Origin of the sequence: Gluconobacter cadivus (assembly GCF_015244745.1) — a bacterium.
Classification (GTDB): Bacteria; Pseudomonadota; Alphaproteobacteria; order Acetobacterales; family Acetobacteraceae; genus Gluconobacter; species Gluconobacter cadivus.
This window is the reverse complement of the sequence record NZ_JABCQI010000001.1, coordinates 565309-586494: the sequence shown is the minus strand read 5'-3', so window position 1 is coordinate 586494 and position 21186 is coordinate 565309. Positions and strand designations below refer to the sequence as shown.

The 21186-nt window shown below is 61.8% G+C and carries 18 protein-coding genes; 11 read left to right on the top strand and 7 right to left on the bottom strand.

The genetic code is table 11. The features are described from left to right. Window positions 1–74: 74 nt before the first annotated feature. A complete protein-coding gene (locus tag HKD28_RS02665) occupies window positions 75–2039 on the top strand; it encodes a transglycosylase SLT domain-containing protein (RefSeq protein ID WP_194266735.1) in 1965 nt (654 codons plus the stop codon). Between the two features lie 5 nt (window positions 2040–2044). Here HKD28_RS02665 and HKD28_RS02660 read toward each other — a convergent pair whose 3' ends face one another. Next, window positions 2045–2623, bottom strand: coding sequence for a YqaA family protein (locus tag HKD28_RS02660; RefSeq protein ID WP_194266734.1), 579 nt, complete (start codon window positions 2621–2623; stop codon window positions 2045–2047). A gap of 144 nt (window positions 2624–2767) precedes the next feature. Between HKD28_RS02660 and HKD28_RS02655 the strand changes: the two genes are divergently transcribed. After that, complete coding sequence (locus HKD28_RS02655; RefSeq protein ID WP_194266733.1) at window positions 2768–3316, top strand: cytochrome b; 549 nt, start codon at window positions 2768–2770, stop codon at window positions 3314–3316. A gap of 76 nt (window positions 3317–3392) precedes the next feature. Here the strand turns inward: HKD28_RS02655 and HKD28_RS02650 are convergent, their stop codons facing one another. The 3 genes from HKD28_RS02650 to ccmA all read right to left on the bottom strand — a co-directional run bounded on the left by HKD28_RS02650 (window position 3393) and on the right by ccmA (window position 8114). Beyond that, a complete protein-coding gene (locus HKD28_RS02650; protein ID WP_235993245.1) occupies window positions 3393–6713 on the bottom strand; it encodes a S41 family peptidase in 3321 nt (1106 codons plus the stop codon). A gap of 103 nt (window positions 6714–6816) precedes the next feature. Further along, window positions 6817–7482 (bottom strand): heme exporter protein CcmB, encoded by a 666-nt coding sequence (gene ccmB, locus HKD28_RS02645; RefSeq protein WP_062030368.1) that lies wholly within the window; start codon window positions 7480–7482, stop codon window positions 6817–6819. Continuing rightward, window positions 7479–8114 carry a heme ABC exporter ATP-binding protein CcmA gene (gene ccmA / locus HKD28_RS02640; protein WP_194266732.1) on the bottom strand — a complete coding sequence of 212 codons (636 nt, stop codon included), beginning with the start codon at window positions 8112–8114 and terminating at the stop codon, window positions 7479–7481. Before ccmA ends, ccmB begins: the two co-directional genes overlap by 4 nt. A 248-nt stretch (window positions 8115–8362) precedes the next feature. Here ccmA and HKD28_RS02635 point away from each other — a divergent pair, with 248 nt between their 5' ends. Both HKD28_RS02635 and HKD28_RS02630 read left to right on the top strand, forming a co-directional pair. Further along, window positions 8363–9109 (top strand): amino acid ABC transporter ATP-binding protein, encoded by a 747-nt coding sequence (locus HKD28_RS02635; RefSeq protein WP_062030364.1) that lies wholly within the window; start codon window positions 8363–8365, stop codon window positions 9107–9109. Continuing rightward, window positions 9109–10638, top strand: a complete 1530-nt coding sequence (locus HKD28_RS02630) for an ABC transporter substrate-binding protein/permease (RefSeq protein ID WP_194261825.1) — start codon at window positions 9109–9111, stop codon at window positions 10636–10638. The genes HKD28_RS02635 and HKD28_RS02630 overlap by 1 nt, the downstream gene beginning before the upstream one ends. A gap of 21 nt (window positions 10639–10659) precedes the next feature. Here HKD28_RS02630 and HKD28_RS02625 read toward each other — a convergent pair whose 3' ends face one another. From HKD28_RS02625 to HKD28_RS02615, 3 genes are read right to left on the bottom strand one after another with little or no spacing between them, the layout of a single operon-like run. Next, window positions 10660–11601 (bottom strand): hypothetical protein, encoded by a 942-nt coding sequence (locus tag HKD28_RS02625; protein WP_194266731.1) that lies wholly within the window; start codon window positions 11599–11601, stop codon window positions 10660–10662. A 3-nt stretch (window positions 11602–11604) separates the two neighbouring features. After that, entirely contained in the window at window positions 11605–12858 is a 1254-nt protein-coding gene (locus tag HKD28_RS02620) for an AAA family ATPase (protein WP_194266812.1), read from the bottom strand. Window positions 12859–12890: 32 nt separating this feature from the next. Further along, the gene (locus HKD28_RS02615; RefSeq protein WP_194266730.1) at window positions 12891–13502 is read right to left on the bottom strand and encodes a hypothetical protein; all 612 of its coding nucleotides are present in this window, start codon (window positions 13500–13502) and stop codon (window positions 12891–12893) included. A 216-nt stretch (window positions 13503–13718) separates the two neighbouring features. Between HKD28_RS02615 and rimP the strand changes: the two genes are divergently transcribed. The 7 genes from rimP to rpsO all read left to right on the top strand — a co-directional run bounded on the left by rimP (window position 13719) and on the right by rpsO (window position 21083). Further along, on the top strand, window positions 13719–14330 hold the full coding sequence (rimP, locus tag HKD28_RS02610) for a ribosome maturation factor RimP (protein ID WP_099286150.1): 612 nt from the start codon (window positions 13719–13721) through the stop codon (window positions 14328–14330). 34 nt (window positions 14331–14364) lie between these two features. Then, the gene (gene nusA / locus HKD28_RS02605; RefSeq protein WP_099286149.1) at window positions 14365–15918 is read left to right on the top strand and encodes a transcription termination factor NusA; all 1554 of its coding nucleotides are present in this window, start codon (window positions 14365–14367) and stop codon (window positions 15916–15918) included. Then, on the top strand, window positions 15893–16570 hold the full coding sequence (locus HKD28_RS02600; RefSeq protein WP_194261828.1) for an RNA-binding protein: 678 nt from the start codon (window positions 15893–15895) through the stop codon (window positions 16568–16570). Before nusA ends, HKD28_RS02600 begins: the two co-directional genes overlap by 26 nt. Further along, window positions 16567–19329: a translation initiation factor IF-2 gene (gene infB / locus HKD28_RS02595; RefSeq protein WP_194266729.1), complete on the top strand. Its 2763-nt coding sequence runs from the start codon at window positions 16567–16569 to the stop codon at window positions 19327–19329. Before HKD28_RS02600 ends, infB begins: the two co-directional genes overlap by 4 nt. Further along, window positions 19326–19754 carry a 30S ribosome-binding factor RbfA gene (gene rbfA, locus HKD28_RS02590; RefSeq protein WP_194266728.1) on the top strand — a complete coding sequence of 143 codons (429 nt, stop codon included), beginning with the start codon at window positions 19326–19328 and terminating at the stop codon, window positions 19752–19754. The genes infB and rbfA overlap by 4 nt, the downstream gene beginning before the upstream one ends. Window positions 19755–19852: 98 nt before the next feature. Beyond that, window positions 19853–20854, top strand: a complete 1002-nt coding sequence (gene truB, locus HKD28_RS02585) for a tRNA pseudouridine(55) synthase TruB (RefSeq protein WP_194266727.1) — start codon at window positions 19853–19855, stop codon at window positions 20852–20854. Next, entirely contained in the window at window positions 20814–21083 is a 270-nt protein-coding gene (gene rpsO, locus HKD28_RS02580) for a 30S ribosomal protein S15 (protein ID WP_011253110.1), read from the top strand. Before truB ends, rpsO begins: the two co-directional genes overlap by 41 nt. The last annotated feature ends 103 nt before the right edge of the window (window positions 21084–21186 follow it).

The following is a 21186-nucleotide window of genomic DNA, read 5'->3' as shown; positions in this document are numbered from 1 at the left end:
TGCCCAGTCCAAGGATGTGTAGAACTTAACAAGTTCTTGCCAAGGCCCTGCAAAGCGGGTAGCAACCCGCTGCTATGCGAAGGACACCCCCTTTCATTTCAGGCAGTAGCGCCCGGGCTTTGCTCGTCAGCGTACTGATTCTGGCCGGTGGCTCATTGTCTCCGGCGCGTGCGGACAGCACACGCAACCTCAGCCCCCAGCCGGAACCGGCCGGGGATGAGACTGCGTTTGCCGAAGCCCGGCCGTCTCTGGGCGGGGATGGCGTTGTCTCGCTGCCCCATCCGCTGACGGCGGCCATGGCCAACCGCTATCGGCTGATCTTTCAGGCCCAGCGCGAAGGCAATTCCCGGATTGCTCAGGAACAGATGCGTCTGCTGACAGACCATGTCCTCCTGCCGGATGTGCTGGCTGAGCGTTATCTTGCGCCGGGCGCGCATCCTGCGGCCGAACAGCTTCGGGAATGGCTGCATGACTATGCGTCCCAGCCCGATGCATCGACCATTCAGGCTCTTCTGCTGAAAATTGCACTTCCGGGAACGGTTCAGATGCAGTCTTTCGTTCGTCCGCTTGCCGCTGATGCGCGGGCTGACGATATGAAGGGCGCGGCTGCTCCCGTTGATCCGCTGATGCATGCATTCGCCCGCAATCCGCTGCTGGACCGCACGGTTCAGGAACGGGCTTTGACGGGTTTACGGGGGGCGGAAAGTGCGTTGCATCTGGTGGACATCACACCGGGGATGACAGCCCCTTACGCGGCGCAGCTTTACGGTGAGATTGCACTTGGTCTGCTGTCGCAGGGGGAAACCCTTGCGGCGTTGCGGAATGCGAGTGCTGGATTTGGCCGTGGGGATCATCAGGTTGGGCTGCCCGCTTATGTTGCCGGGCTTGCTGCCTGGCGTGAAGGGCATGTCGAGGCGGCCTATGAGCTGTTCCAGTCTGCGGCCAATGCGCCTGTGACGGCGCTGGAAATCCGTGCGGCTGCTGCGTTCTGGGCAGCACGGGCCGAGGGGCGTCGTCATGATATGGCGGGCTATGTGAAGTGGCTGCATCGCGCCGCCACGCATCACGAAACCTTCTATGGCATGCTGGCGTCCCAGACGTTGGAACTTGGGCGTCATGGCCATGCGCGTCTGCCCGGTGGGCGGATCGAGGTCACGCTGCATGATCCGGTGCCTGTACTTGCGGAAATTGATGTCGAGGCTGTGGGCGCCCTTCCGCAGGGGCGTCAGCTTTTTGCACTGCTTCAGATCGGCGAACGGATGCGGGCCGAAAACCTGATCCGGCGTATGTGGGTGGATGTCGCTTCCGACAGCGCGCGGTCGCGGTCGCTTCAGCTGGTTGCTCAGGCGGCGGGTTATGAGGATCTGTCCGAGCAGCTTGCCTCTCTGGTCATGCATCGGGAATCTGAGGTGACGCCGCCGACGCCGCTGCCTCTGCCTGCCCTGAAGCCCAGCCATGGTTTTCGAATGAACCCTGCGCTGGTCTATGCGCTGACGCGGGTGGAATCCAACTTCGATCCGTCGGCGACGTCAGGGGCCGGTGCGCATGGTCTGATGCAGATCCGTCCGGTGACGGCGAGTTTCGTCACCACGTCGCACATGACATATGACTCGCATGGCGTGGCGGTGATTCCGGTGGCGCCTGATATGGTCAGCCGTCTGCACAATCCGTCTTCCAATCTGGAGATCGGACAGCTTTATGTGCTGTATCTCGCGAACCAGTCGAGCCGTGTTGCGACGGTGACGCCGCCTGAAGGTGGCGATCTGGTTCGGGTTCTGGCGTCCTACAACGCCGGACCGGGAGCGATTGCGCGCTGGGAAGGCGCGCAGAAGGCGGACATGCATGACCCGCTGTTTTTCATGGAAACGCTGCCGAATAACGAGACGCGCGATTATGTCCATCGCGCCCTGACCTATACGTGGCTGTATGCGCACCGTATGGGGCTGCCGTCTCCGTCCCTGAAGGCATTGACGCGTTCGGAATGGCCGTCTTTTGGTGAAGAGCAGGCCATGGCGCATGAGCGCATGGCCCTGAACTAAGGTCCTTAAAGAAATTCGATCAGGGCGATGCCGCCTGCGATCAGGATCAGAGCGCCGAACAGAACGAGCGCCAGACGTTTTTCGATGAAATCGCGGATGGGTTCTCCGAACATGCGGAGCAGGGCGGCTTCGAGAAAGAAGCGTGCGCCCCGCGTGACGATGCTCGCGGCGATGAATGGCAGCAGTGGGAAATGCGCCGCTCCTGCCGCCAGCGTGACGAATTTGTAGGGCAGAGGGGTCAGGCCCTTGGCGAGAATGATCCAGACGCCATAGCGGCGGAACATCGCTTCCAGATTCAGGATGCGCTGGTCGGCATGATAGAAATGCGCGATCGGCATCCCGATATGTTTCATCAGGAACGCACCCAGCAGCCAGCCGATCAGTCCACCCACGACGCTGGCGGTCGTGCAGACAAATGCCAGAAACCATGCCCGTTCACGGTTGGCGAGCAGCATGGGGACGAGCATCAGGTCCACGGGCAATGGAAATACGGAAGATTCCGCCACGGCGACAACAATCAGCCACCACACGGCACGCGGCGAGGCGGCCAGTTCGGTGATGCGGGTGTAGAGCAGTGTCAGCATGGTGGTCTGATCTTCCTGTAAAAACGTGCGTACTGTCCTACCCGGCCTGCGGGAGCTTGCAAATCCGTAACTCTGTGCAACATGTGTTTCGGTAAACGAACGGGTATAGGACGTGGAACCGTTCTTCCGGAGTATTGCCGTTTCATGGACAACACCCCTGCGCCGTTTCAGCGTTATTCCCTTGTCGCCAGACTGTTTCACTGGGGCATGGCGGCCATCATCATTCCGCTGTGGCTGCTGGGGTTTTATGTGGGGCGGATCATGCCGCATGCGGCAACGCCCCAGAAGGCATTCTTGCTACTGATCCATAAGGAAATCGGGCCGTTCATCATCATCCTGACGGTTCTGCGGCTTGTCTGGCGGGCAACACACCGGCCGCCCACGATGTCATCGGATATTCCGGAAGAGGAGCGTCTGGCGGTGCAGGTCGGGCATTTTGCGCTTTACGCGATGATGCTGGTGGTGCCGCTGACGGGATGGGTCCGGAGTTCGGTGCATGGGCTGCCGATCCCTATGATGTGGGTCGTCGATCTGCCGCCATTGGCCCACAAGGCGCCCGTGTTCGTGCCGTTGGTGAATGTGTTGCACCAGTTTTCATCATGGATTCTGGGAGTGTTGATTGCCGGGCATGGCATTGCGGCGCTGCTGCATCGTTATGGTCGCAGGGATACGGTTATGAACCGGATGCTCTGAGAACCGGCATGTCATGAAAAAGCCCCTGTCCGAGTGATCGGACAGGGGCTTTTTTTTTGTGGAGAGACGCTCCGGTTTATTTCGGGGCAGCAGGCTGCTGGGCCGGGAAGGGAGCGGGTTTCAGGGGTGGGCGCGGATGGTCGGCCATATCTTTGCGCAGCCATTTGAGGGCGGCGTCGAGCTGCTGGTCCTGTCCATTGAAGGTGGCAACCGGCATGTTCTCGACTTCAATGTCCGGAGAGACGCCCTTGTTCTCGACCAGCCATTGTCCGTTCAGGTCGAAATAAGGATTTTCGGCTGTACGGGCATTGCCGTTGTCGATCAGGCGGTCTCCGTCCGAGAGCCAGACGCCCGCGCCTGCGGTCCGCTCACCCAACAGTGGGGCGATATGCAGGGACTTGATGCCTTGCGAGAAGGTCTCGCCGTCCGAGTAGGTCATCTCGTCGGACAGGACGATCAGGCGGCCTTGGAAGGACTGCTGCATGTCTACCGACGGCGCGTTGCCGTAGCGGCCCCAGAACATCCACGGACGACGCATGAGTTGTGTGAGAACCCAGCTGTCGATATTGCCGCCCGTGTTGCCGCGGACGTCCACGATCAGGCCGTCCTTGTCGATATTGGCATAGAACTCGCGGGCAAATGCTTCCATGTCGTCACCGACCATGGATTGCAGATGCAGATAACCGATGCGGCCGTGGCTGGTCCGATCGACGATATCCGCGCGGCTGACCTCCCAGTCCCGCGCGCGCAGGTCACGCTCCTTCATATAAGAGACGGGCGTCACAATGATTTTGTGGTCTTTCCCGCCGCGCGAGAGCGTCAGAAGAACCTGCTTTCCAGCCTGATCGGCAAGAAGCGAGCCGAGATCGGGCTGGCCTGCTGTCGGCTGACCGTTGATTGCGACGATGAGATCGCCGTTCCGGGCGTCCACACCGGGGGCGGCCAGCGGGGACTGCTGATCGGGGAGGTCGCGGTCGCCCTGATAGATGTGGTCGATCCGGAAGCCCTTGTCCTCATGCGTCAGATGCGCGCCGAGGCCGGCAATGAGGTTGGAAGCGGGCTGGTCGAAGGTCGTGGGCGCGTGGAGCTGCGAGTGCATGGCGCCGATTTCCGCCACCATCTGACCGAGCAGATCGTCGAGATCCGCACGGTCTCCGAGACGGTCCACGAGCGGGGCGAAATGGGCGCGCACGGCTTTCCAGTCCACACCGTGCAGGTCGCGGTCATAATAGTGGTCACGGTGCAGGCGCCAGGCGTCCACGAATTCGTCCGACCATTCCTGTCCGGGGTCGATCCGCAGGCGCAGATGGTCGAGGTCGATCTTCTTGCCGTCCAGTTCCTTGGGCTGCTTCTCGCCAGTGGGCGTCAGGAGCAGTTCCGGCGCGTTCTTGCCGCGAGGGCTGAGGGTCAGAAGGGTCTTGCCATCCGGAGTAATGTCGAAATCCGAGATTTTGGCCGCGTAGGTTTCGATCTTGTGTTCGTTATTGTCGATATGGATCGACTTCAGATCGCCCGGACCATCGCCTGAGCCGGAATTGTCGATCGTGAAGAGATAGTCGTCAGAAACGCCGAGGCCTTCATAGTCTCCGGCCGGAACCGGGGCCTGATAGAGACGTGTGGCGATCCCGGCCCATTCGATGGCGGGAAGGGATTTTTTCTTGTCGCCGTCTTTCTTCTTGTCGTCCTTTTTATCGGCGTCGGGCTTCTTATCCGTCGGGTCCAGCTCGGTTGCGGGCTGGAACGGGAAGCGTTCGCCGGACTGGAGGGCGAGGGCGTAGAGTCCTGTGCGTTTCGGGAAGGCCGGTCCGATATTGCGATCTCCCCAGGGCGAGCCGTTGGCGAGCGAGAACGTGCGGTCGGACAGGAACCACAGCCATTTGCCATCCGGGGAGAAGCTGGGCGTATAGGATTCATAGCGACCGTCCGTCACCCAGTTCGACTGGCCGGTGGCGGGGACGTAAAGGGCGATCTGGCGACGCAGGTTTGTGCCGCGTGTACGGACATAGGCCAGAACATGTCCATCCGGGGACCACGAGACGGAATCAAAGACGTTGGTGCCGTCCAGCGTGGCGTTATCGACCAGCTTGTCGGCCTTGGTGGACAGGTCCGTCAGCCAGAGGCGGCCCAGAAGGTCGGTATGGGCGGCGTATTTGCCATCCGGGGAAAGAGATAGTGCGACGGGTTCGGTGGAGGACGGCTGGGTGATGGCCTCGCCTTTGCCGCTGCCATCGGCTGCAAAGCGCCACAGGGCGGAATCGCCGCCCGCATCGCTGAAGGCAATGACGGATTTGCCGTCTGGCGTGATCTGCGCGAGACGCAGGCGGACGTTATCGGGGGTGGCAAGTACGACGACGCGGCGGGGCGAGGCCCCGGCGACCACGACATGACCGCGCATGGTGAAGGCGGCGGCATTGCCCTTGGGAGAAATGGTCGAGGACGTCAGGAAGCGCGTTGGCTTTTCCAGCCAGTACGGGCTGCGGGGCAGGTTGTCGGAGGTCAGGTCCACCTTGACCGGCGTGGTCTCACCGCTGGCCAGATTGAAATCGAACAGGTCCGCGCCTTTGCGGAAGACGATATGATCGCCGGAAATGGCGGCTTCGAGAACGCTGTAATCCGTGAAATGGGTGAGCTGTTTCGCGTCCGAGCCGTCGGCGGCGAGGCTCCACAGATTATAACGTCCATCTCCGTCGGAAATGACGATCAGGCGGTCGCGCCAGGGCATCGGGCGGATCAGGTTGGCGTCATGCGTGCCGATGCGCTCGGCTTCCTTGCCGTTCTGAAGGTCGAAGCGCCAGAGCTGGGACAGCGCGCCGCCGCGATAGGCGCGCATGTGATCGCCGGTCGTAGCGAGGCCGAAGCGGACAGCATAAAGCCAGCGTCCGTCCGGGCTGAGCGCGGCATCGTTCGCGCCGGAAAGCGGGAAGACGCGCGTTGCGCCGGTTTTCGGATCAATGGCCGAGACGGTCTGGCTGTAATAGGGGCCAGTTGCGGCAGGGCTGGCATAGAGCACCCCGGCATGGGCGTCCCAGCCGATGATTTTCAGACGTGCGACGTTCTCGAATGTCAGACGGCGCGGCGTGCCACCGTTGCGGGGCATGACGTAGATTTCGGTCGGGCCGTCGAAATTGGCGGCGAAGGCGATCTGGGTGCCGTCTGGAGAAATGACGGGATGCGGGTCGATGGCATTCGCGCCCTGCGGCACGGTCGTCAGACGCTGGGCCTGCCCGCCTGCGAGGGGAACGCTCCAGACGGACTGTTCGGCGTTGAACAGGACGGTCTGGCCGGAAATCGAGGGTTCACGCAGATAGCCCGGCTCGGCTTGGGCAACGCCGAGCCCCAGCCCCATCAGGGCGGCGCAGGACAGGAGGGAGTTTCTGAGCGAGGGGCGTAGGGACATGGCGATGATCTCGATATGAAACGAATATGGTTCAGTCGTTTCATAAAGGTGTCATCGCGTCAAAGGCCCCCGGATGACATCCTGTTAAGATATAACATTTCTCTCAACCTACGGCGGCCTTGAGGCCCTGCCCGGCGGCGAGGGGGCACAGCGGCAGGCAGGCGAAAAGACATGCTCCCAGCAGATCGAGGCTGGCGGCAGGGGAAGTGGCGAGTTGTCCGGCATAGGACGAGGCCGCGCCGAAGATCAGGACGGGCGTTGCCAACGGCAGAACGAGCAGCGGGAGCAGAACGCCACCACGCCGCGCGCCAAGTACGATTGAGGCTGCCATGCCGCCGAGAAGTGAGAGGGACATCGTGCCCATCGCAAGACCGGCCAGCAGGAGCGGCAGTTCGGAGCCTTTGACGCCGAGCATGATGCCAAGCGGGATGCTGGCGATCAGAAGCGGCAGGCCAGTCGTCAGCCAGTGCGCGGCCATTTTGGCGAAGGCCACGGCGGCAGGGGCCGGACCGGTCAGCATCAGCAGATCGAGGGAGCCGTCTTCGAGTTCCGCCCCGAACAGACGGTCCAGTGGCAGAAGGCAGGCCAGCAGCGCGCAAACCCAGATGATACCCGGCCCCATATGTCGCAGAAGGTCGGGCGAGGGGCCGAGGGCGAGCGGGAACAGGCTGCCACATAATATAAAGAAGAGCAGCGAGGCCAGCGTGTCGGCGCCGAAGCGGAACGCCAGACGGAGGTCACGGTCGATCAGGGCGAGAAAAGCGGTCATGACAGCCAGAAGGAGTCCACATGCGCGAGCGAGGGCAGTTCGTGCGAGCGGGTGTTGTCGAGGGGAAGGGGCACATGCGTCGTGACGATCATCGCACCGCCTCTGGCGCGATGGGCGGCCATGACGGCGCCGAGGCGTTCGATGCTGGCGACATCCAGCCCGACCGTTGGCTCATCGAGCAGCCAGAGCGGGGCGCCGGACAGCATGACGCGGGCGAAAGCGGCGCGGCGCTTCTGCCCAGAGGACAGCAGGCGCGCGGGAAGATCGGTCAGATGGGTAAGATCAAGAGCGTCAAGCGCGTCGGGCAGGCTGGTTGTCCCGAGTTTTTCAGCCAGAGCGAGGTTCTGCGCCAGTGTCAGGCCCGGCTTAAGGGCATCCTGATGGCCGAGCCAGGCAAGGGCGCCATAGCGGATGACCTCGCCTGAATCGGGACGGCGCAGGCCGGAGATCGTGCGCAGAAGAGTGGATTTCCCGGCCCCGTTCGGCCCCGTGAGGATCATGGCATCCCCGGCGTCCAGCGTCAGGGACACGCCGTCGAGCACCAGCCGGTCTCCACGGAACACCGTGACGTCCTCGACATCGAGCAGGCGGCCGGGCGTGGGAGGTGGCGGAAAGTCAGACGGGGTGGTCATCGGAAGGTCTCATGCGCGGGGTTCGGTTCTGTCCCGGTGTGTGTCTTTCTGTTTTAGAGACCCTGCGGGCATCCTTCGCAAGGGCTGGTGTGGCGTCAGTGCGTGGGGAGGGCGGAATGTGATGATCGTATGAATTGTGCCGCGCGCTGCATTAAGGTCTCGATACCCGTGCTCAGGTCCGTTATGAGGGCTGCACGGTCGTGTGATCGTGCGTCTTTTTTCAAGGGTTTCCGGAACTGGCTGATCTGGTGCTGCAGGCGAGTGGTATCGCCAAATCTTTTGGTGGGAACGAGGTTCTGAAGGGCCTGTCGCTCGATGTGGAGCGGGGCGAACTGATTTCGATGATCGGGCCTTCGGGATGTGGCAAGTCCACGTTTCTGCGCTGCCTCAACTTTCTGGAGCATCCGGATGCAGGCTCTGTCCGCATCGAGGATGTGACGGTTGCGTGTACGGGCAAGCACTGGAGCCGCGCCAACGAGGCCGAGGCCCATAAGCTGCGCGCGCATGTCGGTATGGTGTTTCAGGCCTTCAACCTGTTTCCCCATCGCACGGTGCTCGATAACGTCATGATGGCGCCGATCCAGGTCAAGAAAATGTCCCGCGACGAGGCGCAATCCATTGCCTGCGAACTGCTGGAAAAGGTTGGCCTTGCTGCGACCAAGGATCGCTATCCGGACAGTCTTTCGGGTGGGCAGAAGCAACGCGCGGCCATTGCGCGCGCGCTCGCCATGAAGCCGTCCGTCATGCTGTATGACGAGCCAACCTCCGCGCTGGACCCCGAGCTTTCAGAGGAAGTCCTGTCCGTGATGCGGGCCCTTGATGATGATGGTATGACGCAGCTTGTCGTGACGCATGACATGCGTTTTGCGCGTGCGGCTTCGGACCGTGTTCTGTTTGTCGAAGGCGGTGAAATCGTTGAGAGCGGTGATCCGGACCTGATGTTTGCCAACCCCAGAGAGGGACGCACACGCCAGTTCCTGCGGACGCTTCTGTGATGAAGAAAATTCTTGCGCTTGTGCTGGCTCTTGCGGTCAGCCCCGTTTCTGTCGCGCTGGCCGACGCGCCTGCTGCCGCGTCGCAGGATCTGCTCTGGGCGTCGGACGGTGAGGCGAATGTGCCTTACGTTTTCCATGACCCGGCTCATGAATCGCGGATGACCGGCTTTGAATATGAACTGGCTGACGCGATTGCCGAGCGTCTACACCGCAAGGCCAAGTTTGTTCAGAACGACTGGGACGGTCTGATCCCCGGTCTGTCGCGCGGGTTGTACGGCATGGTGCTGGACGGCATCGAAATGACGCCGGAGCACAAGGCGGCCGTTCTGTTTTCGCGTCCGTATTATGTGACGAGCGAGCGAATCATCGTCCGGCATGATCAGACCGGGCTGGATACGATGGAGGCCCTCAAAGGTCATACCGTCGGGACGATTAAGGACACGACGGCAGAGCGGATGCTGCGGCGGCAGGGTGGCTCGAATGTGCGCTCTTATGAAGAAGAGACGAATGCGTTCTCGGATCTGCGGAACGGGCGGCTGGATGCGATCCTGCTCGATGCGCCGATTGCGCTGTATTATGGCAGTATCTCGCCGGATATGAAGCTCGTGGGCGAGCCGATCGGCAGCATGGAATACGGGATTGCGTTCTCGCCCGAAAACCGGGAACTGCGTGATCAGGTGGATGCGGCGCTCGGCGAGATCATCAAGGACGGAACGCTGCATCGCATTCTGGCGCGCTGGAACCTGTGGACGCCGCTGATGGCGAACTACACGGGCGACAACAGCCAGCCGGATATCGCACCGACGGAGTGGAACCGTTATCAGGAGGCCATGGCGAACACGACCGGCAGCGGCTGGCGTGTTCTGATGCGGCGTTATGTCAGTTTCCTGCCGCTGATCGGGCAGGCGGCGCTGATGACGCTGGCGGTTTCGGCGTTGGCCATGGTCCTGGCCGTGGCACTCGGCCTTCTGCTTGCGCTCGCGCGGCATTATGGCGCGGCTCCGCTGCGGTTTGTTGCGGGCATTTATGTTGAGGTCGTACGCGGGACGCCGTTACTGATTCAGGTGCTGTTCATTTTCTATGGGCTGCCGGCATTCGGGATCCGGCTGTCGCCTTTCGTGGCGGGTGTGATTTCGCTGGGCCTGAATTATGCAGCTTATGAGGCGGAAAACTATCGCGCCGGGCTTCTGTCCGTGCCGCGCGGGCAGATGGAAGCGGCGATTGCGCTGAACATGACCCACTGGCAGGCACTGCGGCTCGTGATTGTGCCACAGGCGTTCCGGACAGTTGTGCCGGTCATGACCAACGATTTTATCTCGCTGCTCAAGGACAGTTCGCTCGTCTCCGTCATCACGCTGACGGAGCTGAGCCAGACCTATGTGCGGCTGTCCTCGACCTATTATGATTATTTTGGAACGGGGATCATGGTCGGCATGGCGTATCTACTGCTCGGACTGCCGTTTGTGCGACTGGCGCGTATGGCGGAGCGGCGGCTGGGACGCGGCTTCTCGGGAGCCGGGCACCACTAGAGCTGGGTGCCCGGGCTCGGTTCAGGAAGGCTGCGGGGCGGATGGATCGTTGATGAGGGGCGGCACAAGCGTTGCCGTATTCAGTGTTCCGTCAAAGCCCTGACGCAGAACCCGTGACCAGCCGATCATCCACCGGTCCAGCGCGTCAATGAACTGGGAAGCCTCCGGGTTTTTGTGAACTGAGGCTTTGTTCCAGTATTGCGGCGGTGCCAGAAGCTGGCGCGATCCGCGTTCAATGGGCGCAACGAGTGTTTCGACCGTTTCGATGTGAGCGGTGCCTTTGCCTGCGGCTGCGGCATAATACCAGCCGACATTGATCATCAGGCTCGGGACCGGAAAGCCGAGTGTGTGCATTCGGTTAAACGCGGCTGTGATGAATGGGTCACTGCTGACGCTCTGGTTCTCGAGGACGGCGTTGCTGGTGTAGCTGCACTCCTGTGAGACGCCGGGCTTGTCTGAGATATGCGCGGCGTAATCGCGGTCGTCATGGCAGGGCGTTTCGAGCTGTTCGGCCAGATCGGCCGGGACGGGCTGCTGTGTGGCGCGCACGACGATGACGCCCGAGACGACACCGCGATCGGTCCGGGCCAGAACCTGCTGGGAGAGTTCGCCATGTGCGCCGCTTCGGGCGGTCAGGATCGGATGCCAGTCTCCGGCCGGAAGCGGGAGGATGCGTCCGGCGATGGTGATGCTGCCGTGTTCGGTGATGCCCGGATCGGGAACGCCGATCTGGTCACCAAGGCCGGGCGCACCATTGGACTGTGCCCCCTGCGCGTCCGGCTGTGATGCGCCGGAAGCGGCGTTATCGGGTGCCGCGCCCGGCAGATGTCCCGGAAGCCACGGCATGGCTTTCTTGAGCGCCGGGGTAGGGTAGAAGGCCGCCATGCCAAGTGCGCCGACCGTTACGATCACGCTGGTGCGCCAGAGTGGCGCACGCCGCCAGAGCCGTCCGAATGCCGTCATGGATCAGTGACTCACCCGACCAAGCTGGACTTCGGTATCACTGGCGATTTCCGTGATGACGGTGCCGTCGTCCTGCGTGACGAGGCGGACACGCTTGGCGCCCTGCTGACGCGCGACGATCAGGCTTTCACTGACCATGTCCTCGATGGAGCGGACAAGATCGCGCGCGCTGGCGCCGGTGCCGAGGTTTTTCTGCTTCATCATGACCTGGAACAGGACACCAGCGTCGATGCCGCCGGTTTCCACATGCAAACCGTAACCTTCGATCATGGCTTCGATTTCCAGTGCTGCGACGCGGGCGAGATCCAGACCACGCAGGGCACGGAAAATGAAAATCCGGTCCAGACGGTTGAGAACTTCGGGTGCAAAGCCGGATTTGCGCAGGGCCTCGACCGATTCGGCACGCATTTTCTCCGGCTCGTTGGCGAGGCGATCAGAGATTTCGGTCAGGGCTTCGGTGGCGATGTTGGACGTCAGCATGAAGATCGCGCGCGTGGTCGAGACCTGCTCGCCGGTGGAGGCCTCCGTGACGTGGCCATCATTCCATGCGGTCAGGAACTTCTTGAAGACGTCCGGATGGGCCTTCTCGATTTCGTCGAGCAGGACCACGGCGTCCGGATGGTCCTTGAGGCCGCCTGTGAGCTTACCGAACGTGTCGGAGCCGACATAGCCCTTGGGCGATCCAAAAAGCTGCGTTGCGGCATGGGCGCTGGACATCTGCGTCATGTCGAAATGCAGCAGGGGGCGTTCCATCTGCTTGGCCATCTGCTTGGCGAGATAGGTCTTGCCGGTACCAGGAGGGCCTGCGAGCAGGAAAATCCCCACGGGCTTGCCACGGACCTGAAGGGCCAGACGGCGCCGCATCTGCTGGGCGATATCTTCGCAGACCTGATCTTGTCCGATGACGCGGGCGCGAAGGGACGCCGCCAGTTCGTCGGCGTCGAGAACGGTTTCGCGCTGTTCGCGGGCCATGAGTTCTTCAAGGGCTCCGCGGTTCGTCAGACGGCTGAGAACATCCATGATGAGACCTTTCCTGCGGCGCAGTCCGCGACGCGCCAGTTTTTCGGCTGATGTTTCATACGCCAGCCCCGTGACTGCCAGAAGAGCGCTGATGCCTGCCAGTGGAAGATAGAACCGCCGTCCCCATTCGATGGCGGCCCACAGCCCGTTCAGCGACAGGTGTAGCATGACCGCGACCTGAATGACCGCCAGAATAAGAAAGGCGGCCATCATCAGCGGCATGGCCCGGTTGAGCATGGGCACGAGAGACTTGAACACCGGGCAGTTCCTTACTGGACGATCACATTGAGCAGGACGCGCTGGTCCAGCGTCGTCAGGGCAGGCAGGGCTTCGGGGCCAAGGGCTGTAAGGGCACCAACGATCAGGGCAGGCGCATGCGGGATGCTGACCGGGGCGATGAGGATCTGTCCGGCTTCGACAATCGGAATGATGAGATGCTGGAACCTGCCGTTCAGGATCACGCGCTGTGTCAGGCCTGAGACCGTGACGTCAATGGTCTGACCGATGGCGCCTGAAGCATCCAGAACCGGCATTTCCACGAGGCGCATCTTGCCGTCCTTCACGGCCGCGAGGATGCGGGCGCGGTCGGCCGGACTGAATCCACTCTTTGCAAGGGCGGCAGGGGCCTTTGCGGGCGGTAACATTGAGAGCTGAACTGCGGCGGTCTGGGCCGCGGGTACGGCTGGCACGTTCTGGGAAGGTGGGGCCACGGCGGCAGCAATGGGTGTGGCCGTATTATGTGTGTAGAAAAAAGCGCCGGCCCCGACTGTCAGGGCCGCGATCAGGCCACCTCCACCCCACAGAGCCCGGCTCCGGGAAGCGGGATCGGCGGGCAGAGGCTGCGGGCGCGGTTCTGGACGGGGATCGGGCTGCACGGTCATTTCAAAACTATCTCACTCCTGACAGCGTCCGAAGACAAGGGCTTTCGAGGCATCGGAATGTAAACAAATCTTTCGACTCGCCGAATGGACAAGCTGTTCAGGAATAAAGGGATTTGCGTTCCTCTTGCGTCTTGAGGGGAGGTGACTTACATAAAGCACATTCCATTCATCTTCCGCTCATTTGGGGGGTGGCCCTGACGGGCCGCCTTTTTTGTCTTGTCTCAGCAGCACGCCTCTTCCGACATCGAACTGCCTCACCTTACGGGGCTGGAAGCCCGTATCGCGGAACGGATCGCGCCGACCCTGGCCGATCTGGGCTACGAACTCGTGCGTCTTTCGGTGCTGGGGCGCGATACTCCGACGATCCAGATCATGGCTGACCGTGCGAACGGCTCTTTGATTTCGGTGGAAGACTGCGAACAGATCAGTCACGCCGTCGGCGCCATTCTGGACGTTGATGATCCGATCCCCGGCGCATGGATGCTGGAAGTGTCGTCCTCCGGGATCGACCGCCCGCTGACGCGCGCCAAGGACTGGGAACGATTCGCAGGGCATCTGGCGAAGGCGGAACTGGACGTGCCGCTCAATGGCCGCCGCCGCTTCTCGGGGACTGTCATGGGTGCGCGGGACGGCAATGCCCTCATCCGTCTGGATGACGGAACCGAGGCGGTTCTGCCGCTGACGGATATCCGAAAGGCCCGTTTGGTTCTGACCGATGCGCTGATCGAGGCGAGCGCTGCTCTTGCAGGGCTCAATCCTGAAGGGGAAGATGGCGGCGAAGCGCGCCAGGCGCCCAAACTGAATCCGAAAAAGCCGGGAAAGAAGTGATGACCCGTCTCATGCTGGCTGGAGGTCCGATCTGATGGACACGTCTGTTACACGTCCCGAACTGCTGCTGGTTGCTGATGCAGTTTCCCGCGAGAAGAATATCGACCGCGAGGAAGTGCTCGAAGCGATGGAGCAGGCCATCCAGAAGGCTGGCCGTGCAAAGTACGGGCATGAAAAGGACATCCGCGCGACGATTGATCGCAAGAGCGGTGAGGTCCGTCTGAGCCGTTGGACCGAGGCGGTCGAGCAGGTCGAGAACGAAGACACGCAGATCCCGCTGCATATCGCCCGGAAGTTCCAGCCGGAAATCAAGGCTGGCGAGCATCTGGTCGATCCGCTGCCGCCGATTGATTTCGGGCGTATTGCCGCACAGACGGCCAAGCAGGTCATCGTACAGCGCGTGCGCGAATATGAGCGCAAGCGCCAGTATAATGAGTTCAAGGACCGCGTAGGCGAGATCGTCAACGGGACTGTCAAGCGGACCGAGTACGGCAATCTCATGGTGGAGATCGGTCATACCGAAGCCCTGCTGCGTCGTGATGAGCTGATCCCCCGCGAATCTTTTCGCAACTCTGATCGCATCCGCGCCTATATCTATGACGTGCGTGACGAGCCGCGTGGTCCGCAGATTTTCCTGTCCCGGACGCATCCGGCCTTCCTTGCCAAGCTGTTTGCGCAGGAAGTTCCGGAAATCTATGACGGGATCATCGAGATCAAGGCCGTGTCCCGTGATCCGGGATCGCGCGCCAAGATGGCCGTGATTTCGCGTGATGCTGCGATTGATCCGGTGGGTGCCTGCGTGGGTATGCGTGGCTCCCGCGTTCAGGCTGTCGTGGCCGAATTGCAGGGCGAAAAGATCGACATCATTCCCTGGAGCCCGCAGGCTGCGACGTTTGTTGTCAATGCACTGGCGCCTGCTGAAGTCAGCAAGGTGGTGATGGATGAGGAAGCGGGTCGCGTTGAAGTCGTGGTGCCGGATGAGCAGCTTTCGCTGGCCATCGGTCGTCGTGGACAAAACGTGCGTCTGGCCAGTCAGCTGACCCGCTGGGACATCGACATTCTGACGGAGGCCGAGGAATCGGAACGTCGTCAGGAAGAGTTCCGCAAGCGCTCCTCGCAGTTCGTCGAGGCGCTGGACGTCGATGACGTGATTGCGGGCCTGCTGGTGACGGAAGGCTTCCATTCCATCGAGGAACTGGCCTACACGGACCCGGGCGAACTGAACGATATCGAAGGCTTTGACGAGAGCGTGGCTGAAGAGCTCATGCATCGCGCCAATGATTATCTGGCCAGCAAGGAGCAGGCTCTGGACGATCAGCGCAAGGCGCTGGGCGTTACGGACGACGTGGCCGAACTGGGCACCTTTACGAACCAGATGCTGGTGACGCTGGGTGAGAAGGGCGTGAAGACGCTCGACGATCTGGCGGATCTCGCAGGCGACGAACTGGTGGAGATCCTCGGTGACGAGGCTATCGACGAGGATGCCGCCAATGAGATCATCATGGCAGCCCGTGCGCACTGGTTCGATGGCGAAGAAGCCGACTCGGTAAAAACGGAAAACGATGACGGGGAGTCGACCGACGTCTGATCTTTCTGATACTGATAATGGTCCCGTTCGTGGTGCTTTAGGGCGTCGCGGCTCGGAGCGGCGATGCCTCGTAACGCGAGAGCAGAAGCCGCCCGAAAGCATGATCCGCTTCGTGGTCAGCCCCGATAACCGGGTTGTCCCTGACCTCGCCGGAAAACTTCCGGGCCGGGGAATGTGGTTGAGTGCCAGCCGGGATGTGTTAGATAGCGCCCGAACACGACAGGCTTTCGCCAGAGCGGCAAAGGCTCAGGTGTCCGTACCGGAAAACCTTGCCGATCTTGTTGGCGGGGCTCTGGTACAGCGGATGCTGGATGCAGTCAGTCTGGCTCGGAGAGCCGGTCAGACGGTCTGCGGGTTTCAGAAATGCCGGGAGTGGCTTACTTCCGGCAGGGTAGGGGTGGTGATCCGTTCGGAAAGTGCAAGTCCGGACGAATTTTCCAGACTGGTGTCGGGCCGGCGTTCTCTGCCGGTTGTGACAGTTCCCGATCGGGTCCTGGAATCGGCGTTCAGCCGGGACCGGGCGGTCTATGCGGTGATGGCGCCCGGTGCGCTGGCACAGCGCCTGATCGCCGAACATGAGAGATTTTCGGGAGTGGCAGGACGTCCGCTCCCAGACCCTGAAGGGGTCAGTAAGGAACAGGCGGAACTATGAGCGACGGCAACGAGCGCAACCAGGACGGAAACAACACCCCATCACAGGGCGGCGAACAGACCAGAAGCAGCCGCCTGTCGCTTCGCCCCGCTGGACGGCCGGAGGTCGGGCGTACTGTGGATGCTGGCTCCGTGCGTCAGAGCTTCAGTCATGGCCGCTCCAAGGTCGTGCAGGTTGAAGTGCGTAAACCCAAGCGCAATGCCACTGGCCCAGGTGCCGGTGCAGCGGCCCGTGGTGGTCGGCCGGGTGGTCGTGCCCTGACGGCAGCCGAACTGGCCGCCCGCCAGCGCGCCCTGGAAGGGCAGCGTCAGGCTGCGGCTGAAGAAGCGGCACGGCGTGAAGAAGAAAAGATCCAGATCATGTCTGCCGCCGAGGCTGCGCGTCGCGCCGCTGAGGAAGAGCGTCTGATCGCCGAGCAGAAAGCGGCGGAAATCGCTGCTCTGAAGGAAAGCGAACAGCAGGCCGCACGGGAACAGGCTGCTGCCGAAGCTGCTGCACGTGCAGCGGAACAGGCTGCAGCTGAAGCTGCAGCCCGTGAAGCCGAGGAAGCCGAGCGTTCGGCTCCGCTGGACCCTCGTACGCATTCGACCGGTGGTGTGCAGCTTGCTGCCCCGGTTCAGCGTCTGCGTCCGCTGGCCGAGCGTGCCATCATGCCGCCGCGTCCGGTTCAGCCGTCGCGTCCTGCACCCTCTGCTGCGCCTGCCGCACGCAATAACGAAACACTTCATCTCCGTTCCGGCGCAGCCGCTGCTGGTGGTGACGACGAGCGTCGTCCTGCGCCCCGTCGTACGGGGCCGGGCGCACCTCCCGCACCGGCACGTCGTCCGTCGGCACCGTCCCGCAAAGCCGGTGGCAGCGACCGCCGCTCGGGACGTATCGACGTCCGCGCTGCGATCGAAGGCGATGACGACAAGACCCGTTCGCTGGCCTCGGTCCGCCGTCAGCGCGACCGCGAGCGTCGTCAGGCCGAACTGGAGCGTCTGCGTTCCGATCAGGTCCGCGTCGTGCGTGATGTCATCGTGCCGGAAACCATCACAGTGGCCGAGCTGGCCAACCGTATGGCGTCCCGTCAGGGTGAAGTCATCAAGGCACTCATGAAAATGGGCGTCATGGCGACGGCTGCGCAGAGCATCGATGGCGACACGGCGGAGCTGGTGGTTGAGGAATTCGGCCATCGCATCAAGCGTGTTTCTGAGAGCGACGTCGAAATCGGTATCGAAGGTGTGGAAGACAGCGCCGACGAGCTGCTGCCGCGCGCTCCGGTCGTGACGGTCATGGGTCATGTCGATCACGGCAAGACCTCCCTGCTTGACGCGCTCCGCACTACGGACGTGGCGGCAAGCGAAGCCGGTGGCATCACGCAGCATATCGGCGCGTATCAGATTACGGCTCCGTCGGGGAAGAAGATCACCTTCATCGATACGCCGGGTCATGAGGCCTTCACCTCCATGCGTGCCCGCGGTGCGTCCGTCACCGATATCGTGGTGCTGGTCGTGGCAGCCGATGACGGTGTGATGCCGCAGACGATCGAAGCCATCAAGCATGCCAAGGCGGCTAATGCTCCGATCATCGTGGCGATCAACAAGATCGACAAGCCGGGTGCCAATCCGAACCGCGTCCGTCAGGAACTGCTGAGTCACGAGATCGTGGTCGAGGAAATGGGCGGCGACACCCAGGACGTCGAGGTTTCGGCCCTCAAGCGGACCGGATTGGATAAGCTGGAAGAGTGCATTCTGCTTCAGTCCGAAATGCTGGATCTGCGTGCCAATCCGGACCGCGTTGCCGAAGGTGTGGTGATCGAAAGCCGTCTGGATCGTGGACGTGGCCCTGTGGCTTCCGTTCTCGTCCAGAAGGGCACGCTGCGTCGGGGCGACATTCTGGTGGCTGGCTCTGAATGGGGTCGTGTCCGTGCGGTGCTTGATGACCGTGGTCGTCAGCTCAAGGATGCTGGTCCGTCCATGCCGGTCGAGGTTCTTGGCTTGACGGGTGTGCCAGGTGCGGGTGAGCCGTTCGTCGTTGTCGAAAACGATGCCCGGGCCCGTGAGATCAGCGAGTTCCGTCAGCGGAAGATCAAGGACAAGGAGGCAGCCTCGCAGGTTGCAGCCCGTGGTACCCTCGATCAGATGCTGGCCCGGATTCAGGCGGGTGTGCAGAAGGAAGTTGCCCTCCTCGTCAAGGCAGACGTTCAGGGTTCTGCGGAAGCGATTTCCGCGACGGTGCAGAAGCTGGCCCATGAGGAAGTTGCGGTTCGCGTTCTGAACGCCAGTGTCGGTCAGATCACGGAAAGCGACATCCAGCTTGCCAAGGCTTCGGACGCCATCATCGTGGCGTTCAATGTCCGTGCCACCACGCAGGCCCGCGAACTGGCCCAGCGCGAGGGTGTGGATATCCGCTATTACTCGATCATCTATCAGGTGGCGGATGATGTGGAGCAGCTGGTCAAGGGCAAGGTTGCGCCGAAGCATCGCGAGAAGTTCCTGGGCTACGCCGAGATCCGTCAGGTCTTCAACATCACCAAGACCGGCAAGGTCGCGGGTTGCTATGTCACGGAAGGCCTCGTCAAGCGCGGCTGTGGCGTGCGTCTGCTGCGTGACAATGTGGTCATTCATGAGGGCGAGCTGAGCCAGCTCAAGCGCTTCAAGGATGACGTCAAGGAAGTGGCGCGCGGTTACGAGTGTGGTCTGTCGTTTGCGGGTTACAATGACCTGCGCGAAGGCGACGTCGTCGAGTGCTACGAAATGGAAGTGATCCCGGCTTGAGTTCGCGTTCGAAACATGACCTGAAGGGCCCGGCAGGTGTTGTTGCCCAGGGGCCCAGCACCCGGCAGCTCCGGGTGGCCGAAGAGGTCCGCCGTGTTCTGGCGGAGCTGTTCGCCCGGACAGAGTTCCGCGATCCGGAACTTCTGGATGTGCGCATCACGGTCACGGAAGTCCGCATCTCCCCGGATTTCAGACACGCCACGGCTTTCGTGACGCGTCTGGGTCGGAGCGATGTGGAAGTTCTGCTGCCTGCCCTGAAGCGGGTGGCACCGTTCCTGAGAACGGGGCTCTCCAAGGCTCTCAATCTCCGGACGGTTCCGGAAATCCACTTCCAGCCTGACACGGCGCTGGATAACGCCATGGAACTCGACGAGATCATGCGCTCTCCGGAAGTCCGGCGGGATCTGGAAAAAGATCCGGAATAATTTTTTAAAAACGCTCCTCCCGTCCGGTGAGGGGCGTTTTTTTGCATTCTGCCCCCTTGCTGGTTTATCAGCGGCCTTCACAAGCAAGGACGGGATGTATGGGCAGGAAACGTGGACGCGATATCGACGGGTGGCTGATTCTCGACAAGCCGCTGGGTCCGACCTCCACGGATATGGTCAACAAACTCCGTTGGGCGTTTGATGCGAAAAAAGCGGGGCATGGCGGGACGCTCGATCCGCTGGCGTCCGGTGTGCTGCCGATTGCGTTCGGTAAGGCGACACGGACCATTCCCTACATTATGGATGCGACAAAACGTTATCGCTTCACGCTGACCTTTGGGGAAAGCCGGACGACGGACGATCTTGAAGGCGAGGTTCTGACGACGTCGCCGAACCGGCCTACTGATGAGCAGATTCTTGCCGTTCTGCCTGCGCTGACAGGCAATGTCATGCAGGTGCCTCCCGTGTTTTCAGCACTTCGGGTCGGGGGGGAGCGGGCCTATGACATGGCGCGCGCAGGCCGTCCGCCTGAACTTCCGCCTCGTCCGGCGCGGATCGATTCGATAACGCTGGTGGAACGTCCGGATGCGGATACGGCCGTTTTTGACGTGCAGTCGGGCAAGGGCGTCTATATGCGTTCGCTGGCGCGGGACATTGCGCTGGCCTGTGGAACGGTCGGGCATATTTCCGTGCTGCGGCGGACGAAGTGCGGTCCATTCGATCTGAGTCATGCCCTGACGATCGATCAGATATCACTGGACAAATCGACTCAAACTGTGGACAACGCCGATGCTCTTCCGGCTCCTCTGCTGGATGCGGCGACCGCGCTGGTCGACATCCCGGCGCTGGCCGTCACCGATGCGGAGGGAAGGGTGCTTGTCTGGGGGCAGTCGATAGACCCTTCGGACCTCGTGCATCCTCTGCCGGCATCGTCACAGGGGGAAGACCATCTGTGGCGCGCGATGATCGGAGAGCACGTGCTGGGTCTGTGTCATGTCCGTCATGGGCGGCTCAGGGCAGCGCGGATGCTGGAAAACCACGAGTTTTTTGGAGAACACGATGTCGATTACCGCAGAACGCCGCACGGCACTGATTTCTGAGTACAAGCAGAGCGAGACGGATACGGGTTCGCCGGAAGTACAGGTTGCCATCCTGTCCGAGCGTATCGTCAACCTGACCGAGCACCTCAAGACCCACAAGAAGGACTTCCACTCCCGTCGTGGCCTTCTGATGATGGTCGGCCAGCGTCGTAGCCTGCTGGACTATCTGAAGCGCAAGGACCAGGCCCGTTACCAGAGCCTGATCGAGCGTCTCGGCCTGCGTCGCTGAGTTGAACTGTCCGGGAGCATGCTCCCGGACACCCTCGCCATCGCCTGTCCGGCGGTGCGGGTGCGCGACCGGCGTTTCAGGCCACATGGTGTCGTGCCGGGGA

What these genes read in the sequence shown, in the direction of transcription:
- HKD28_RS02665 (WP_194266735.1), top strand. Translation starts at nt 75, where the DNA reads ATGCGAAGGACACCCCCTTTCATTTCAGGCAGTAGCGCCCGGGCTTTG.
- HKD28_RS02660 (WP_194266734.1), bottom strand. Translation starts at nt 2,623, where the DNA reads ATGCTGACACTGCTCTACACCCGCATCACCGAACTGGCCGCCTCGCCG.
- HKD28_RS02655 (WP_194266733.1), top strand. Translation starts at nt 2,768, where the DNA reads ATGGACAACACCCCTGCGCCGTTTCAGCGTTATTCCCTTGTCGCCAGA.
- HKD28_RS02650 (WP_235993245.1), bottom strand. Translation starts at nt 6,713, where the DNA reads ATGTCCCTACGCCCCTCGCTCAGAAACTCCCTCCTGTCCTGCGCCGCC.
- ccmB (WP_062030368.1), bottom strand. Translation starts at nt 7,482, where the DNA reads ATGACCGCTTTTCTCGCCCTGATCGACCGTGACCTCCGTCTGGCGTTC.
- ccmA (WP_194266732.1), bottom strand. Translation starts at nt 8,114, where the DNA reads ATGACCACCCCGTCTGACTTTCCGCCACCTCCCACGCCCGGCCGCCTG.
- HKD28_RS02630 (WP_194261825.1), top strand. Translation starts at nt 9,109, where the DNA reads ATGAAGAAAATTCTTGCGCTTGTGCTGGCTCTTGCGGTCAGCCCCGTT.
- HKD28_RS02625 (WP_194266731.1), bottom strand. Translation starts at nt 11,601, where the DNA reads ATGACGGCATTCGGACGGCTCTGGCGGCGTGCGCCACTCTGGCGCACC.
- HKD28_RS02620 (WP_194266812.1), bottom strand. Translation starts at nt 12,858, where the DNA reads ATGCTCAACCGGGCCATGCCGCTGATGATGGCCGCCTTTCTTATTCTG.
- HKD28_RS02615 (WP_194266730.1), bottom strand. Translation starts at nt 13,502, where the DNA reads ATGACCGTGCAGCCCGATCCCCGTCCAGAACCGCGCCCGCAGCCTCTG.
- nusA (WP_099286149.1), top strand. Translation starts at nt 14,365, where the DNA reads ATGGACACGTCTGTTACACGTCCCGAACTGCTGCTGGTTGCTGATGCA.
- HKD28_RS02600 (WP_194261828.1), top strand. Translation starts at nt 15,893, where the DNA reads ATGACGGGGAGTCGACCGACGTCTGATCTTTCTGATACTGATAATGGT.
- infB (WP_194266729.1), top strand. Translation starts at nt 16,567, where the DNA reads ATGAGCGACGGCAACGAGCGCAACCAGGACGGAAACAACACCCCATCA.
- truB (WP_194266727.1), top strand. Translation starts at nt 19,853, where the DNA reads ATGGGCAGGAAACGTGGACGCGATATCGACGGGTGGCTGATTCTCGAC.
- rpsO (WP_011253110.1), top strand. Translation starts at nt 20,814, where the DNA reads ATGTCGATTACCGCAGAACGCCGCACGGCACTGATTTCTGAGTACAAG.